This window comes from Planotetraspora mira (assembly GCF_016863275.1).
GTDB classification, from domain to species: domain Bacteria; phylum Actinomycetota; class Actinomycetes; order Streptosporangiales; family Streptosporangiaceae; genus Planotetraspora; species Planotetraspora mira.
Window position 1 is genome coordinate 1 of record NZ_BOOO01000042.1, and the last position, 15,648, is coordinate 15,648.

Below are 15,648 nucleotides of genomic sequence, written 5' to 3' on the forward strand. Positions count from 1 at the left end.
TTCACCTACCTCAACCCACGCATCAACCGCCCCACGCGAACATGATCAGCACACCCAGACCCAGACCCCAGACGACACGGGCACCGGGAGGGCGCGAACATGCCGCCGACCGGGGATGACGGCTGCCCGAAGGCACGAAGCGAAGGTATGGGTCCCGTCAACGCCCGGGACTCCCGACGGGCACGCGGCTGAGCGGTCCGGCCGAGCGGGCCCGACAGAGCGGTCCGGCAGAGTCATCCACCCATGCGGTCCGGTCAGGCGAGCCGGCCAAAACGGTCCGGACAAGTGAGCCGGTTCTAGGGCTGGGCCAGGTGTGGCTCGGGATGCTGGACCGGAGGGGTGGCTCGGAGGACTGGGACCCACAGATGGCTCGGGACCCTGGGCCGGATGCTGGGGCTGGGCGAGACGGAGGGGCTGACACTCGTACGGCCCGCCGGGTGGGGCGGGCCGTACAAGATGGGGCTCCAGATGATCGATACCGGAGGATCAAGGCTGGAGGATCAGGCGACGGTCTCGGGTGATTCGACCTCGTCGATCGTCCGGCGTGGGCCGGTGAACCACTTCTTGGCGGACAGGCTCCACCACAGGGCGATGCCGATCAGGACGGCGCCGACCGCGATGGGGGCGTAGTTGACGGAGGTCCAGGCGAAGTCCTTGTTGCCTGGCACACCCGCGGGTGCGATGGGGAGGATGAAGTAGATCGAGATGATGATGATCTCGATCACGGCGATCCAGCCCAGGACCTTGTACTTGCGCCCGAGTGTCCAGGGGCCGGGCTGGAAGGAGTCGCCGGCACGGAGCCGGAGCCAGATGGGGATGAGGAAGGCCAGGTAGAGCCCGATCACCGCGATGGAGACCACGGCCAGGAACGCCACGGGGGTGGCGCTTCCGGGAGGGGCGTACAGCGCGGGCAGCGTGATCAGGAGGGCGACGGCGCAGCCGCCGATGATGGCGTTGACCGGAGTGCGGTTGCGGTCCACGCGTGACCAGAGCCGCCAGCCGGGCACGGCGCCGTCGCGGGAGAACGCGTAGGTCATCCGCGACATGGAGGTGACACAACTCATGCCGCAGAAGAACTGACCGATGGTGGAGATGCCGAAGATGGCGGTCGCGAGAGGCGACGACAGAGCCGAGGTGAAGATGGCCCCGACGAAGCCGAACTCCTTGTTCACCGCGTCGACGTCGGTGGCCGCGAACAGGAACGCCAGGAGCAGGATCCAGCCGCCGATCGCCGAGTAGAAGATCGACTTCCAGAGCCCCTTGGCCGCAGTCTTGGCCGCGTCGTGCGTCTCCTCCGAGACGTGCGCGCAGGCGTCGAAACCGGTGATCGTGTACTGGGTCAGCAGGAAGCCCAGCGGCAGGACGTAGAGCCAGAAGGTCGCCCCGGAGGTGCTTCCGCCGCCGAAGCCGGAGTTGTTGAACTGCTCGAACAGGAACCCGACGCTCTGGTGCTTGGACGGACCGAAAATCAGGATCAGGACCACGGCTGCGGCGCCGAAGACGTGCCACCAGACGGAGATGTTCTGCAGGATGGAGATCAACCGGTGGCTGAAGATGTTGATCAGTGCGTGCAGCACCAGGACGACGGCGAACAGCAGGAAAGTCTGGTGTAGCGCGTTGCCGGCGGCCCAGCTGTCGCTGAACCGGCCGATGGTGATGTTGAGGAAAGTGGCGCAGCCGTAGTCGACCGAGGCGGTCACCGCGATCAGACCCACCAGGTTGAGCCAGCCGGTGAACCAGCCGTGGATCGGCTTGCCCAGCTTCGTGGCCCACCAGTAGATCCCGCCGGCGGTCGGGTAGGCCGAGACCAGCTCCGACATGCAGAAACCAATGATCAGGATGAAAATCGAGATCAACGGCCAGCCCACGGAGATGGCGAGCGGACCACCGTTGTTCCACGCCTGGCCGAAGGTGGTGAAACATCCCGCGAGGATCGAGATGATGGAGAAGGAGATCGCGAAGTTGGAGAAACCGCTCCACGATCGGGACAGTTCCTGCTTGTAACCGAGCTCGGCTAGTCGTTTGGCGTCGTCGTCGAGGGCTTGCGCCATGAGGCCTCCTCTAACAGGTGGGGGATGTCCGGCCGTCGATCAGATGGCCGAAGCTCGGATCTTCGATATCTCGTACGGCCTGCGCGAACTTGTCGGCGGCCTCCGCGTTGTAGTCGAAGCCGGGAAGCGCTCGATCGCGGACCAGGCCCTGGTGGACGACGAACCACAACGTCCAGGTGAGGTTGGACATGATCAGGTTCAGCCGCACCCGCGGGACCTGCTCGTCATCGCCGAAATAGGCGCGCGTGAGCCGTACGACCTGGTCGGGGTCGAGGTCGGACTCCGCGGCGATGTCGCCGAGTTCGAAGCTGGGATCGTTGTTGCCGGAAAGCTGGTAGTCGATGATGCGGATGTCCGGTCCTGTGGCGATCAGGTTCTCGGCGAGCAGGTCGTTGTGGCACGGAACGGTCGGCAGCGGGCGCGCGTTGACGGCCGCCTCGATGTCGGCCACGACGGGCAACAGGTCCGTGTATCCCGCGGGGAGCCGCAACCCGTGTGTACGGCACCGCGCCAGCAGATCGTCGAGCTTGCGGAAGATGGAGAAGTCGTTCACGAAGGGCGGTCCGGCGTGGAGCCGCCGGCAGGCGGCCGCCACCTTCTCGATCGTCGCGGGGGTGCGCACCGCGGGAGCGTTGAGGGTGACGCCGTCGAGGTATTCGAGGACCAACGCGCCCGGCATGACATGAAGGACGCGCGCACCGATTCCTGTGGAAGCGGCGCGCAGCGTGTTCGCGATCTCCTGGTCGAGCGGGATGCCCAGTCCGGCCGCCGCGATCGCGGGGTCCAGGACGCGGAGGAGCCAGCGTTCGCCGTCCTCGGTCTCCAGCCGGGAGATGTGGTGGCTCAGGCCGCCCTTGATCGTCGTGGAGGTGATCGGCCGGCCGGCCCAGGCCGTGACGAGCTCCAGCGCGTCTTTGACGGCATCTGGCATGCCCGGCTCCTTTTGGTCTACCTTCAGACCATTGATCCGATTGTGCGGGCCAGGTGTTACAGGACGGTTTAAATGTCGCAACTTCCTGCCGACGCCCAAGTCGTCGTCATCGGTGGTGGCGTGGCCGGATGCAGCGTCGCCTACCACCTTGCCCGGCTGGGTTGGACCGACGTGATCCTGGTCGAGCGGCATGACCTGACCGAGGGGACGACCTGGCACTCGGCCGGGTTCGTCGGGCAACTCCGGTCGACGGTGACACAGACGCGCATGATCATGTATTCGGCCGGCCTCTACCCCGAGTTGCGTGAACTCACCGGGCTCGACCCGGGCTGGCACGGCGTCGGCGGGCTGCGGCTCGCGACGACTCCCGAACGCCAGGAGGAACTCCTGCGTCAGGCCGGTGCGGCGGAGACCTACGGCCTCGACATGGAGATGCTCGACGCGGCGCGGACCCTGGAGCGGTTTCCCTCGATGGAGGTCGGAGACGTCCAGGGATCGTTGTGGCTTCCCGGTGACGGATGGCTCGACCCCGCGCGGCTGGGCCGGGCGCTCGCCGAAGGCGCCCGCAGGCTCGGGGTCAAGATCTTCACCGGTGTCGAGGTGACCGGCGTGGAGGTCGAGGACGGCCGAGTGCATGCCGTACGGCTCCGCGCGACGCCGGCAGGAGATGGCGCGCGAGAAGGCGGGCAAGCAAGCGAGCGAGAAAGCGCGCGAGAAAGCGCGCAAGAAGACAGGCGGGACGGCGGGCGAGGAGGCAGGCGCGGAGACGGGCAGCACGACGAGTGGGTCGTTCGCACGGAGACCGTGGTCAACGCCGCGGGCGCGGCCGCCGGAGTCGTGGGGCGCCTCGCGGGCGTCGATGTGCCGATCGTGCCGATCAAGCACCAGTACGTGGTGACGAAACCCATGGGCGTCCCGGCGGACACGCCGACCGTCCGTGACCCGGACAACATCGTCTACTTCAGGGAAGACGGCGGCGGGATCCTCGTGGGGGGATATATCCGTACGCCGCAGGTCTGGGACGTCGCACGCCCGTTGGCCGAGCCGCGCACGCTCTTCGCCCCTGATATGCCGAAATTTCGGGAGTCGTGGGAGTCGGCCGTCCGCCGCCTGCCGGGACACCTCGCCGGGACCAGCGCCCAGATCAGCGCTCAGAACAGCGCCCAGAACAGCGCCCAGAACACTGCCCGGTCAGGCTCAGGCGACCATGCGGATGCCGAGGGAGTGTTCCGGAAGGTGGTCCACGGGCCGGAGGCGTTCACCCCGGACGGCGAGTTCCTGCTGGGTGAGACCGCAGTTCAGGGCTTCTGGGTCGCCGCGGGGTTCTGCGTTCACGGCCTGGCCGCGGCCGGTGGCGTGGGCAAGGTCATGGCCGAGTGGATCGTCGACGGCGGTCCCGAGTACGACGTCTTCGGAATGGACGTCCGCCGTTTCGGCGCCCACGCGCGCTCGGCCAGGTGGGCGAGGGAGAAGGCGCTCGACTCCTACAGCAAGTACTACGACATCGTGTATCCCGGGGAGGAGCGCACCGCGGCCCGGCCGCTCCGTCGCTCGCCCGCATGGGTACGGCATGCCGCGCTCGACGCCGCCTTCGGGGAGAAGGCCGGCTGGGAGCGGGTCAACTGGTTCGGTTCGCCCGCCGGTTCGCCCGCCGGTTCGCCCGCCGGTTCGCCCGCCGGTTCGCCCGTCGCTCCGGGCGGCGATCAGGCCGGCACCACCCGCGGCGCCACCCGCGGCGCCTCCCGCGGGGCCGAGCCGAGAGGCTGGGCGGGCAAGGCGTGGTCCCCGGCGATCCGCGAGGAGTGCCTGGCCACCGCGAGCGCCGCCGGCCTTTTCGACCAGACGTCGTTCTCGAAGCTCGAGGTCTCGGGGAAGAACGCCCTGGCCGACCTGGAACGCGTCTGCGGCAACGGTCTCGACCGGCCCGTCGGCACAGTCGTCTACACCCAGGTGCTCAACGAACGTGGGGGGATCGACGCCGACGTCACCGTGACGCGACTCGCCGAGGACCGGTTCCGGGTGATCACGGGGACGGCCTTCGGCGTCCACGACGCCGCGATCCTGCGCCGCCACGGCCTGGAGGTCAGGGACGTCACCTCCGCCCACGCCTGCTACTGCCTGTGGGGACCCAGGGCGTACGACATCCTGAGCGCGTTGAGCGACGACGACCTGACCTTCGGATACATGCGGGCCAGGCAGATCAGCGTCGGTCATGTCCCGGTGCTGGCCCAGCGGGTGACCTTCGTCGGCGAGTTCGGGTGGGAGCTGTACTGCCCGGCAGAGTTCGGCCTGACCCTCTGGGACGCGCTCATGGAGGCCGGCCTGCCGTACGGCATGCGCCCCGCGGGCTATCGCGCCCTCGACTCGATGCGGCTGGAAAAGGGTTACCGGGTCTGGGGACTCGACATCACCCCAGAGACGACGCCGCTCGAAGCCGGACTCGGTTTCGTCGTACGGCCCGAGCGGCGGGCCGCCCTTCCGGCGCCTCGCCAGACGTTGCGCTGCCTGGTGGTGGACGACGAGCGTGACGTCTGCCTGGGCGGCGAGCCGGTCCGGCTGGACGGGCGGCCCGTGTCCCGCATCACCAGCGGCGGGTACGGCTGTCGCGTCGGCCGCTCGATCGCCTACGCGTACCTGCCCGGCGACGCAGGCGATGCCGGCGGTGCCGGCGATGACGCTGATGTCGCAGGTATCGCCGCGGGCACACGCGTGGAGGTGGGCGTGAACGGCACCTGGGTCGGCGCGGAGATCGTCGCGGAGCCCCTCTACGACCCCGGTCACGACCGGGTCAGAAGCGCGCCCTGGACGATGTGATCGCGGGCCTGGTCACGGGTCGGGTCGCAGGTCGGGGTCGCAGGTCGGTCACGGGCCGGGTCACGGCGCTGGTCACGGGGGCAGTTCGCCCCGGGTGGGCAGCCCCTGCCACGAGCCGTGGCCGGCCACGGCGTACGCGGCCAGCGAGATGCCCCGCTTCAGCCGGTCGGAGGGATGGAGATCGTCGAGGAGGGCGCTGAGATAGCCCGCGACGAAGGCGCCGCCGACCCCCGCCGCGTCGACGGCGGTCACCGGCGCCGCCTGGGTGTCATACCGCAGGCCGTCGACCGTCGCGCTCGCCCCCTTGGCCCCGCGGGTCACGACCAGCTCGGGAACGCCCGCCAGCGCCGGCTCGACGAGCGGAAGCTCGTCCTGGTTGGCGAACAGGATGTCGGCGGAGGCGGCCAGCTCGGCCAGCGCCTGCCGTGCCTCGTCGACGCTGTCCCAGAGGTGAGGCCGGTGATTGACGTCGACCGAGACGAGCACCCCGGCATCGCGTGCCAGCTTGACCGCATGGTACACGGCGCTCCAGGCATATCCGCTGAGCGCCAGCGTGATGCCGGTGATGTGCAGGATCCGCGCCGACTGGACGGCCTCGGCGGGGACGTCGCCCGTGGACAGACGCGACCCCGCGGAGCCGCTCTGGTAGTGGACCTCGTGTGACAACCGGCCGATCCGCCGCTGGCGGACCACGATGCCGGTGGGGGCGGTCTCGTCGACCCGGGCGTGGGAGACGTCCACGCCCTCGCCGCGGAGAACGCTCAGCGTGCGTGCGCCAAGTTCGTCGATGCTGACCCGGCCGAGCCAGGCGACCCGATGCCCGAGCCGTGCGAGGCCGACGGCCATCGTCAGCTCGGGACCTTCGACGTCCAGACGGGCCGTCATGTCATGTCGTATCCGGTCGGCCGAGACGACGCCGAGCGCCTCTCCGAGCGTGAACACCTCGGTCATGCCAGTATTTCTCCGCGCTCTCGTGCCGCGATGGTGCCGCGTGAAAGCATGGCAGAGCCCGTTCCCCACGCGTAAGCCGTATGCCGATCAGGTGGCGAACGCGTCCAGGAACGCCTGGCAGAACGCCTTGAGGTCGTCGGGCTTGCGACTGGTCACCAGCGTGTTCGGCCCGGCCGTGTCGATCATGACCTCCTGGTCGACCCACTCCGCCCCGGCGTTGCGCAGGTCCGTCTGCAGACTCGGCCAGGACGTGAGCGTACGGCCGCGGACGACGTCGGCCTCGATGAGCGTCCACGGCGCGTGACAGACGGCCGCCACCGGCTTGCCCGCGTCGAAGAAGCTCTTGGCGAACTGGACGGCCTTCGGAACGGTGCGCAGCATGTCCGGGTTGGCCACGCCGCCAGGCAGGACCAGTCCGTCGAACTCGGCGGCGGACGTCTCGTCGACCGTCATGTCGACCGGGAAGGTGTCGGCCTTGTCCAAGTGGTCGAACCCCTGGACGCGGCCAGGCCTGATGGACACCAGCCGCGGCGTTCCGCCGGCCTGCTCGACGGCCCTCCACGGTTCGGTGAGCTCGATCTGCTCGACTCCCTCAGGAGCGACCAGAAAGGCGATCGTCTTTCCCTGGATCATCATTCGCCCCTCTCATTACCTTCTTGTGCGCTGGGCGGCCCGAATCCGGCCTGTCCGAAATTCGCCTGCCCCGCTATGGGCGATCTATGCCGAATGTGGGGTAGGGGAGTCGTATGCCGATGTTCATCGGGACCTCCGGCTGGCAATACGCCGACTGGCGGGACATGATCTACTCCGGCGTGCCCCAGCGGCTCTGGCTGGAGAGGTACGGCGAGGCCTTCGCCACCGTGGAGAACAACAACGCCTTCTACCGCCTGCCCACGAGGGAGACGTTCGAGAGTTGGCGGGAGCGCACGCCGGACGACTTCGTCATGGCGGTGAAGGCCAGCAGGTTCCTCACGCACATCAAGCGGCTGAAGGACCCGGAGGAGCCGGTCGAGCGGCTCATGGGCGTGGCGGAAGGGCTCGGCGGCAAGCTCGGTCCGATCCTGCTGCAGCTGCCGCCCACTCTGCAGGCCGACGCGGAGCGGCTCCGCCGGTGTCTCGCGCGCTTCCCGAAGAGGGTCAGGGTCGCGGTCGAGCCGAGGCACGAGTCGTGGTGGACGGACGAGATCCGGGAGGTCCTGGCCGGAAGTGGTGAAAGCGGCGCGGCCCTGTGCTGGGCCGACAGGCGGGGCAAGCCGCAGTCACCCCTGTGGCGCACGGCCGACTGGGCGTACCTGCGGTTCCACGAGGGCCGGGCCCGGCCGTGGCCCGGCTATGGCGATCAGGCGCTGAAGACCTGGCTCGACCGGCTGGGTGACGCCGGTGATGTGCGGGACGTGTACGTCTACTTCAACAACGATCTGGGCGGCGCCGCCGTACGGAACGCCTTCACGCTCGCCGTTCTGGCGGAGGACGCCGGGTGGGACGTCAGCCGCGTCAGGCAACTCGACGAGCTCGAGTCCATGCACGCGGGCGGGAAGCCCTGACGTAGGCGAACCTCATGCCGTCCCGCGTTCCGCTGAAACGCGGGACGGCATGAGCGGCATGAGGCTCACGGGAGATCTGGTCAGGCCCGGTCGCCGGGGTCGTCGGAGCGGGCCGTGCCACGGCGGCCGGCCACGAGCTGATCAGGCGGCTGGGCCGGGACCGAGATGGGACGACCGGCCGGTTCGGTGGCACGGTCACGTTCCGTCCGGCCGGGACGGGCCATCTCACGCGTGTCGGCTTCGCGGATGTCGGCTTCGCGGGCCGCCGCACGCTCTCGCTCCCGTTCTGCCGCACGGGCGGTGACGGGATCGGTGCCAGGGCCGGGGCCGGCGGTGGCAGGGTCTGTGGGGCCGGCTGTGGGATCGGCCGCGGGGCCGGTTCCCTCCAGTCGCCGTTCCAGGTCGCGCTTCTCGGCCTCAAGCTGGGACAGGCGCTGCCGCTCGGCCACCCGGGCCTCGCGGAGCTTGCGGCGCTTCGCGGTCGACCGGCGCATGCCGCCGCTGACCATGAGAAGTCCGATCAGGAACACCACTGCCGTCGCCGCGCCGGCGAGGAACAGTTCGAACGGGCTCAGATTGAACGTCCGATCCAAGATGGTGATCGGCATCGTAACGGCGGTGTCGTCGATCGATACCTCGATCATGGCCGCCGCCGCGACAATGATCAAGAGAAGGCCCAGGAGGACCATGTGACCTCACCTCACGCTGCGGTTCTGATTCGCGGGCGACCACCGACTGCCCAGGAAATCCAGGTTCATGTTCGCGAAACGGCGCCGAGTGGGCACCTCGCCTTAATGCGGGGGTCGTTTACAGCGCTTATGGTCCGGCCATGACCATGATCCGTAAGTTCGTGGCCGGAGCCCTGGCCGTCATCGCGGGCGGTACCGTGGCCGCTGTGCTGATTCAGCCCGGCTCGGCGACCGCTGACAAGCGTGACCGTGAGCCCATCGTCATCGGCCACCGAGGCGCGAGCGCCTGGCGGCCGGAGCACACTCTCCTGTCCTACGAGACGGCCATCGGCCTGGGCGCCGACTTCATCGAGCCCGACCTCGTCTCGACCAAGGACCACATCCTCGTCGCCAGGCACGAGAACGAGATCGGGGGGACCACCGACGTGGCCGACCACCCCGAGTTCGCGAGCCGGCGCACCACCAAGACCATCGACGGCGTGGCGGTGACCGGATGGTTCACCGAGGACTTCACGCTCGCCGAGCTGCGCACCCTCCGGGCCAAGGAGCGCATCCCCGACCTGCGCCCGGAGAGCACGGCCTTCAACGGCCTGGTGCCGATCCCGACCTTCGACGAGGTGATCGACCTCGCCCAGCGTCATGGCGTGGGCGTCTATCCCGAGACGAAGCACCCGACCTACTTCGACTCCATCGGGCTGTCCCTGGAGGAGCCGCTGCTCGCCACGCTGGCCAGGCACGGCTGGCGGAAGGCGAGCGACCCGGTGTTCATCCAGTCGTTCGAGACGGCGAACATCCGCGACCTGCACAAGAAGACCAAGCTGCGGCTCATCCAGCTGGTCAACGGGTCCGGCGCGCCCTACGACCACGTGGCCAAGGGTGACGGCTTCACCTATGACCAGATGGTCACCCCGGCGGGCCTCAAGGACGTGGCGTCCTACGCGTACGGCGTGGGCGTGGCGACCACCCGCATCCTGCCCGTGGGTGCGGACGGCCGTACGGTCGCCCCGACCACGCTGGTCAGGGACGCGCACCGGGCGCACCTCGACGTGCACACCTGGACGGTGCGCCCCGAGAACTCGCAGCTCCCGGTGGACTACCGGCGCGGCGACCCGGCGAGCCCCGTGTACGCCCGGGCGACCGGTGACGTCACGGGCTACTTCAACAAGCTGTTCGACCAGAACATCGACGGTGTCTTCTCCGACGACCCCGGTATCGCCCGCGCGGTGCTGGGAGCCCGCGCGCTTCACTAGGCGCAGGAGCCACCTGAGCCATCTGAGCCACCAGAACCACCTGAATCACCTGGCGTGCCGATGACCGGTGTCATCGGCACGTCGTCGTTCCGGGGTGCCGTAAGTCCGAAACGAAGTTGACAATCATTTTCATTTGCGCCACGATTCGGTTGTATCCCCTAGATACGCTTACATACGTCGAATCGAACAGGACTGTCGTGCGCTCCCCTCTTGCCCGATCCCTGCCGGTCGCCGCTCTTGTCGTGATGTTCGCGGCTGCCTGTGGCTCCGGCTCGTCGTCTTCGTCACAGTCCAGCGGAAGCCCGGGGGCTCCCCAGCCTCTCAAGGTCGTCGCCACCACCACCCAGGTCGGCGACTTCGCCCGGAACGTGGGCGGCGACAAGGTCGTGGTCCAGCAGATCCTCAAGCCCAACGTCGACCCGCACGACTATGAGCCGTCCCCCGCGGACATCCAGGCCATCGCCGAGGCCGATGTCGTGGTCAAGAACGGCGTGGGCCTGGAGAAGTGGCTCGACCAGGTGATCACGTCCGCCGGCTTCAACGGCACGATCGTCGACGCCAGCCAGGGCGTCGCGATCCGTCAGGGCGACGGGTCCGAGGAAGAGGCCGCCGGGGACCCGCACATCTGGCACAACCCGATGAACGCGAAGATCATGGCGACCAACATCGAGAAGGCGTTCGCCGCAAAGGACGCCGCCGACGCGTCGGCCTACCAGGCCAACCTGGCCGCCTACAGCGCCAAGATCGACACTCTCGACGCCGACATCGCCAAGAAGATCGACTCGATTCCGGTGGACAGGCGCAAGCTCGTCACCAACCACGACGCCTTCGGCTACTACATCGACCGCTACAAGCTGACCTTCGTGGGCTCGATCATCCCGAGCTTCGACACCTCGGCGGAGTTGTCCGGCAAGCAGATCGCCGATCTCGTCGCGAAGATCAAGTCGACCGGTGTCACCGCGATCTTCTCCGAGTCGTCCCTGCCGCCGAAGACGGCGGACGCGATCGGCCGTGAGGCCGGTGTGGAGGTGGAGGCGGGAGAGGACTCGCTGTACGGCGATACCCTCGGTCCGGAGGGGTCGGCGGGAGCCACCTACCTCCAGATGGAAGAGCACAACACCGACACGATCGTCACCGCCCTCAAGGGTTCCGCCACATGACACAGCAGCAAGACCGTACGGCGGCGCTGGTCCTCGAAAAGGCCAGTGTCGCCTACGGGCATGTACCGGTGCTGGAGGAGTTGCACGGCACCGTCCACTCCGGCGAGGCCGTGGCGCTCATCGGCCCCAACGGCGCCGGCAAATCCACGCTGATCAAAGCCGTCCTCGGCCTGGTGCCGACGGTCCGCGGCCGGATCGAGGTGCTCGGCGTCACGCCCGCGCAGGCGCGCCGCGACGTCGCCTACGTGCCGCAGGCCGACACCCTCGACCCCGACTTCCCGGTGTCGGTCGAGCAGGTGGTGATGATGGGCCGCTACCGGAAGATCGGCTGGCTCCGTCGTCCGTCCGCGACCGACCGCGCCCTCGCGGCCGAGGCGCTGGAGCGCGTCGGGCTCAGCGACCGCGCCAGGAACAGGTTCGGCACGCTGTCCGGCGGCCAGCGTCAGCGGGTGCTCCTCGCCCGGGCGATCGCCGCCCAGCCGCGGCTGCTGCTGCTCGACGAGCCCTTCAACGGGGTGGACGCGGTGAGCCAGCACGCACTGCTCGAAGCGATAGCCCAGCTCAAGCAGCAGGGGGCCGCGGTCGTCGTCAGCACGCACGACCTGGCCATCGCGCATCTCGCCTGCGACGAGGTGTGCCTGCTCAACCGCCACCAGTTCGGTTTCGGGCCGACCGACGAGATCCTGACCCCCGAGCGGCTCCGGGCGACGTACGGAGGGCACGCCTTGGAGTTGCGCGGTGACCGGGTGATCGTGACCCAGACATGAGCCTGTTCGAGCCGTTCCATCTGCCGTTCATGGCACGGGCGCTGATCGAGTTGGTCATCCTCGGAGTGCTCGCCGGCACGGTCGGGGTCCTGGTGCTGCTGCGCCGTCTCGCGTTCGTGAGCGACACCCTGACCCACACCGTCTTCCCCGGCGTGGTCATCGGCTACCTGATGGCCGGCCAGGACGGCGTCTTCTGGGGAGCGCTGGCCGCGGGCGCGCTGACGGCGGTGCTGCTCACCGTGCTCGCCCACCGGAGGCGGGTGAGCGAGGACGCCGCGCTCGCCATGGTGCTGACCTCGCTGTTCGCGGTCGGCGTCGTGCTCGTCTCCCGGCGGACCGCCTTCACCTCCGATCTCACGCAGTTCCTGTTCGGGCGGATCCTCACCGTCACCCAGGAGCAGCTCGTCCAGACCGCCGTGGTGACCGTCCTCGTCGCCGGGCTGCTGGCGGTGTTGCGGCGACAGCTCATGTTGCGCACCTTCGACCCCGAGGGCGCGGCGGCGTCGGGCATCCGCGTCGGCCTGCTCGACCTGGTCATGAACGTCGCCGTGGCCCTGGTGGTGGTCGCCGCGGTGCAGGCCGTGGGGACGATCCTGGTCATCGCGCTATTGATCGTCCCGGCTGCGGCGGCGCGCGCACTGTCCGACCGCCTCGTGTTCATCGTGCCGCTCGCCTGTCTCATCGGCGCCCTCGGCGGCTGGCTCGGGCTCGCGGCCAGCTACGAGGCCTCCGTCTACCACGGGCTTCGGCTCGCCTCGGGCGGCACCGTGGTCCTGGTCCTCGTCGTCCTGTACGGCGTGGCCGCCCTGGCGGGAGCCGTACGGAGACGTGTGGGGCTCGGCCGTGCCCGGCTGAGCACCCCTGAACTGGAGATGACGCGGTGAGCTGGCTCGACTCCACCGTCCACCGGGCCATGATCGAGGCGGCGCTCGTCGGCGTCCTCGGCGGCGTGGTGGGCGTGTTCGTCATCGCGCGGAGGTTGCCGTTCTTCACGATGGCGCTGACGCACGGGACCTTCCCCGGCATCGTCATCGCCGCGTTGCTGGGCGTCGACCTCTATCTCGGCGGCGGCGTCTTCGGCCTGCTCGTGGTCCTCGCCGTCGTCGTCTTCTCGCGGGCGCGCGGACAGGACTTCACCGCCGCGACCGGGATCGCGCTGTCCGGGGGGTTCGCCCTCGGCGTCGTCCTGGTGTCGGCGCAGGACGGCTTCAGCAAGGACCTGACCGCCTACACGGTGGGCGACGTGCTCGCGGTGAGCACCTCGGATCTGGTGATCACGGCAGGCGTGGCCGTCGTGGTGCTCGTCGTGATGGCCGCGCTGGGCAAGGAACTGCTGCTCGTGGCCTTCGACAGGGACGGTGCGTCGGCCGTCGGGCTGCCCACCGCGGTGCTCGACTTCGCCCTTCTGGCGATCATCGAGGTGACCGTGGTGGCCACCGTGCCCGCCCTCGGCGCGATCCTCACCGTCGCCCTCCTGGTCGGCCCGGCCGCGACGGCGCGGCTGATCACCGACCGGCTCGTCCTGCTGTTCCCCATCGCCGTGGCGGTCGGCGTCTCGTGCGCGCTCGCCGGCGTCTGGGTCTCCACGCAGTGGAACATCGCGGCCGGAGCGTCCATCGCGCTGTTCTGCGGCGCCGCGTTCGGCCTGGCCTTCCTCGCCTCGGTCCTGCGCGGCAGGCTGCGGCCCGCGGCGGGCGTGCCCGCGTCGCCGGTCGCGGTGCCGGAAGAGGCGCGCGCCTAGGACGGGTGTCAGAGGTAGACGACGCTGCCCAGGTGGTCGATCTTGTCCGCGGTCTCGTCGTCGAACCACACCCCGCCGGTCGCGAGGTAGCGGAAACGGTGGACGCCGGCCGGCAGGATCACGGACACGGTCCGTGTCCCGTCGCGGCGGCGCAGCAGCACGTGGTCGCCCGGCCGCCATTCGTTGAAGTCGCCGACGACGCTGACGGCGCCGGAGGGCTGATCAAGGGGAAGGGTGAACGTGACGCGGGTCTTCTGTCCGAAAAGGCGGGTCCGCCGAAGCATGTGAAGATCCTCCCTTGTGGCCGGGATGAGCACAGCATTCCGTGCAGTCACCGTTCTGGAGAAATGGGACACGCGGCGCGTAACACAATATTCACCGTATTTTGAGGACTAGCCGGAAGTTCGTTTCGGCTTCCTGACTGGGGTGCGCCGCGATGGGTGAGATGCGGGTGTACGTCCGGTGAATAACGATTGCCGTTACCCGCTTCCTGCCGATCTCCCCGGCGGTCACGATGGGTACATGAGCGTGTCTGGAATCGCCAGGCAGTCGATGGCCTCACGGGTCCTGAAGCAGCTGGAGACCTGGCCGGAATGCCGGACCGGTACGGCCGTATGCGGCAGCGGAGCAGGGGTGTCGGTGGGCGCGAGGCAGATCCTCCACCTGCACACCGGCAACGAGGCGGAGTTGTGGCTGACCGTGCCGCTCATCGAGCGGATGCGCCCGGCTCTCGAATCGGCGCAGCAGGTGGCGCTGGAGCCGCACCGCGACTGGATCGGCATCCGGTTGGACACCGAGGACGACGCGGACCTGCTCGTCGCGTTGTTCAGCCTGGCGATCAGGAGCCATGACGGGGCGGAGCCCGAGCCCGAGATGTCGGAGTGTCTCGCCTGCTGACAGTCCCAGGTCAGGGCACCCGGCCGGCGCCGCACAGGAACCACGTCGGCAGGTCGAGCCCCCGGCTCGCCAGGGGGGCGTCGTGGTCCGGCCGCCACTCGTCGAGCCGTACCACTCCGGGGTCGACGAGATCGAATCCCTCGAAGAAGCCGCAGATCTCGGCGCGTCCGCGCAACGTCACGCTCGAACTGGCCCTCTGGTAGACGGCGGCGCCCTGGCGGGCGGATGTCGTGCGCTCTTCCCCGGTGACGTGCGACAACACGACATAGCTGCCGGGCGGCAAGGTGTCACGGAGCCGGGCGACCACCTCGGCGGGCTTGTCGCTGTCGGGCAGGAAGTGCAGCACGGCCACGAGCAGCACCGCCACCGGCTCGGCGAAATCGATCAGAGACAGGAGTTCGGGGCTGTCGAAGATGCGCTCGGGCTCCCGGAGATCACCGGGGATGGTGATCGTGTTGGTGGCGTTGGACAGCAGGGCGCGGGCGTGCCCGAGGACGACGGGGTCGTTGTCCACGTAGACCACCCGGGTCCCGGGGTCGACCTCGCCGGCCACCTCATGGACGTTCCCCTGGGTCGGCAGCCCCGTGCCGATGTCCACGAACTGGCGGATCCCGGCGTCCGCCGTGAGATGACGTACGGCCCTGCGCAGGAACAGTCGGTTCTGCCACGCCAGTCGCCTGGCCTCGGGCGCGACCGCGAGAACGTGTTCGGCGGCCTCCCTGTCGACGGGGAAGTTGTCCTTTCCGCCCAGGAAGTAGTTGTACATCCGTGCGGCGTTCGGGATGTGCACATCGATTCCGTGCGGCAGGGGTTCGTCCTCAGCCAAACATTCGCTCCTTTATGGGGATCTATT

At 68.8% G+C, this 15,648-nt stretch carries 15 protein-coding genes; 8 read left to right on the forward strand and 7 right to left on the reverse strand.

The features are described 5' to 3' along the window. Positions 1 to 500: 500 nt before the first annotated feature. On the reverse strand, positions 501 to 2,051 hold the full coding sequence (locus Pmi06nite_RS35280) for an amino acid permease (protein WP_203957544.1): 1,551 nt from the start codon (positions 2,049 to 2,051) through the stop codon (positions 501 to 503). Positions 2,052 to 2,061: 10 nt separating this feature from the next. Next, positions 2,062 to 2,982: a phosphotransferase gene (locus Pmi06nite_RS35285; RefSeq protein WP_203957545.1), complete on the reverse strand. Its 921-nt coding sequence runs from the start codon at positions 2,980 to 2,982 to the stop codon at positions 2,062 to 2,064. Positions 2,983 to 3,054: 72 nt separating this feature from the next. Between Pmi06nite_RS35285 and Pmi06nite_RS35290 the strand changes: the two genes are divergently transcribed. Beyond that, positions 3,055 to 5,796, forward strand: a complete 2,742-nt coding sequence (locus tag Pmi06nite_RS35290) for a GcvT family protein (RefSeq protein ID WP_203957546.1) — start codon at positions 3,055 to 3,057, stop codon at positions 5,794 to 5,796. 72 nt (positions 5,797 to 5,868) lie between these two features. Here Pmi06nite_RS35290 and Pmi06nite_RS35295 read toward each other — a convergent pair whose 3' ends face one another. Both Pmi06nite_RS35295 and Pmi06nite_RS35300 read right to left on the reverse strand, forming a co-directional pair. After that, positions 5,869 to 6,747, reverse strand: coding sequence for a sugar kinase (locus tag Pmi06nite_RS35295; protein ID WP_203957547.1), 879 nt, complete (start codon positions 6,745 to 6,747; stop codon positions 5,869 to 5,871). Positions 6,748 to 6,834: 87 nt separating this feature from the next. Further along, positions 6,835 to 7,380 (reverse strand): type 1 glutamine amidotransferase domain-containing protein, encoded by a 546-nt coding sequence (locus Pmi06nite_RS35300; RefSeq protein WP_203957686.1) that lies wholly within the window; start codon positions 7,378 to 7,380, stop codon positions 6,835 to 6,837. A 113-nt stretch (positions 7,381 to 7,493) separates the two neighbouring features. On the opposite strand from Pmi06nite_RS35300, the gene Pmi06nite_RS35305 reads away from it, so the two are divergent. After that, positions 7,494 to 8,291, forward strand: coding sequence for a DUF72 domain-containing protein (locus Pmi06nite_RS35305; RefSeq protein ID WP_239114420.1), 798 nt, complete (start codon positions 7,494 to 7,496; stop codon positions 8,289 to 8,291). An 80-nt stretch (positions 8,292 to 8,371) separates the two neighbouring features. Here the strand turns inward: Pmi06nite_RS35305 and Pmi06nite_RS35310 are convergent, their stop codons facing one another. Continuing rightward, a complete protein-coding gene (locus Pmi06nite_RS35310) occupies positions 8,372 to 8,980 on the reverse strand; it encodes a hypothetical protein (protein WP_203957548.1) in 609 nt (202 codons plus the stop codon). 140 nt (positions 8,981 to 9,120) lie between these two features. Here Pmi06nite_RS35310 and Pmi06nite_RS35315 point away from each other — a divergent pair, with 140 nt between their 5' ends. From Pmi06nite_RS35315 to Pmi06nite_RS35335, 5 genes are all read left to right on the forward strand, one after another. Next, positions 9,121 to 10,230 (forward strand): glycerophosphodiester phosphodiesterase, encoded by a 1,110-nt coding sequence (locus Pmi06nite_RS35315; protein ID WP_203957549.1) that lies wholly within the window; start codon positions 9,121 to 9,123, stop codon positions 10,228 to 10,230. Positions 10,231 to 10,427: 197 nt separating this feature from the next. Then, complete coding sequence (locus Pmi06nite_RS35320; protein ID WP_203957550.1) at positions 10,428 to 11,390, forward strand: metal ABC transporter substrate-binding protein; 963 nt, start codon at positions 10,428 to 10,430, stop codon at positions 11,388 to 11,390. After that, positions 11,387 to 12,157 (forward strand): metal ABC transporter ATP-binding protein, encoded by a 771-nt coding sequence (locus tag Pmi06nite_RS35325; protein ID WP_203957551.1) that lies wholly within the window; start codon positions 11,387 to 11,389, stop codon positions 12,155 to 12,157. The genes Pmi06nite_RS35320 and Pmi06nite_RS35325 overlap by 4 nt, the downstream gene beginning before the upstream one ends. After that, complete coding sequence (locus Pmi06nite_RS35330; protein ID WP_203957552.1) at positions 12,154 to 13,041, forward strand: metal ABC transporter permease; 888 nt, start codon at positions 12,154 to 12,156, stop codon at positions 13,039 to 13,041. The genes Pmi06nite_RS35325 and Pmi06nite_RS35330 overlap by 4 nt, the downstream gene beginning before the upstream one ends. Further along, positions 13,038 to 13,898: a metal ABC transporter permease gene (locus Pmi06nite_RS35335; RefSeq protein ID WP_203957553.1), complete on the forward strand. Its 861-nt coding sequence runs from the start codon at positions 13,038 to 13,040 to the stop codon at positions 13,896 to 13,898. Before Pmi06nite_RS35330 ends, Pmi06nite_RS35335 begins: the two co-directional genes overlap by 4 nt. 8 nt (positions 13,899 to 13,906) lie before the next feature. Here the strand turns inward: Pmi06nite_RS35335 and Pmi06nite_RS35340 are convergent, their stop codons facing one another. Further along, on the reverse strand, positions 13,907 to 14,182 hold the full coding sequence (locus Pmi06nite_RS35340) for an isoamylase early set domain-containing protein (RefSeq protein WP_203957554.1): 276 nt from the start codon (positions 14,180 to 14,182) through the stop codon (positions 13,907 to 13,909). 238 nt (positions 14,183 to 14,420) lie between these two features. On the opposite strand from Pmi06nite_RS35340, the gene Pmi06nite_RS35345 reads away from it, so the two are divergent. After that, positions 14,421 to 14,795 (forward strand): luciferase domain-containing protein, encoded by a 375-nt coding sequence (locus Pmi06nite_RS35345; protein WP_203957555.1) that lies wholly within the window; start codon positions 14,421 to 14,423, stop codon positions 14,793 to 14,795. 10 nt (positions 14,796 to 14,805) lie between these two features. On the opposite strand, the gene Pmi06nite_RS35350 is transcribed toward Pmi06nite_RS35345, so the two are convergent. Next, entirely contained in the window at positions 14,806 to 15,621 is an 816-nt protein-coding gene (locus tag Pmi06nite_RS35350) for an SAM-dependent methyltransferase (RefSeq protein ID WP_239114421.1), read from the reverse strand. Positions 15,622 to 15,648 lie beyond the last annotated feature (27 nt).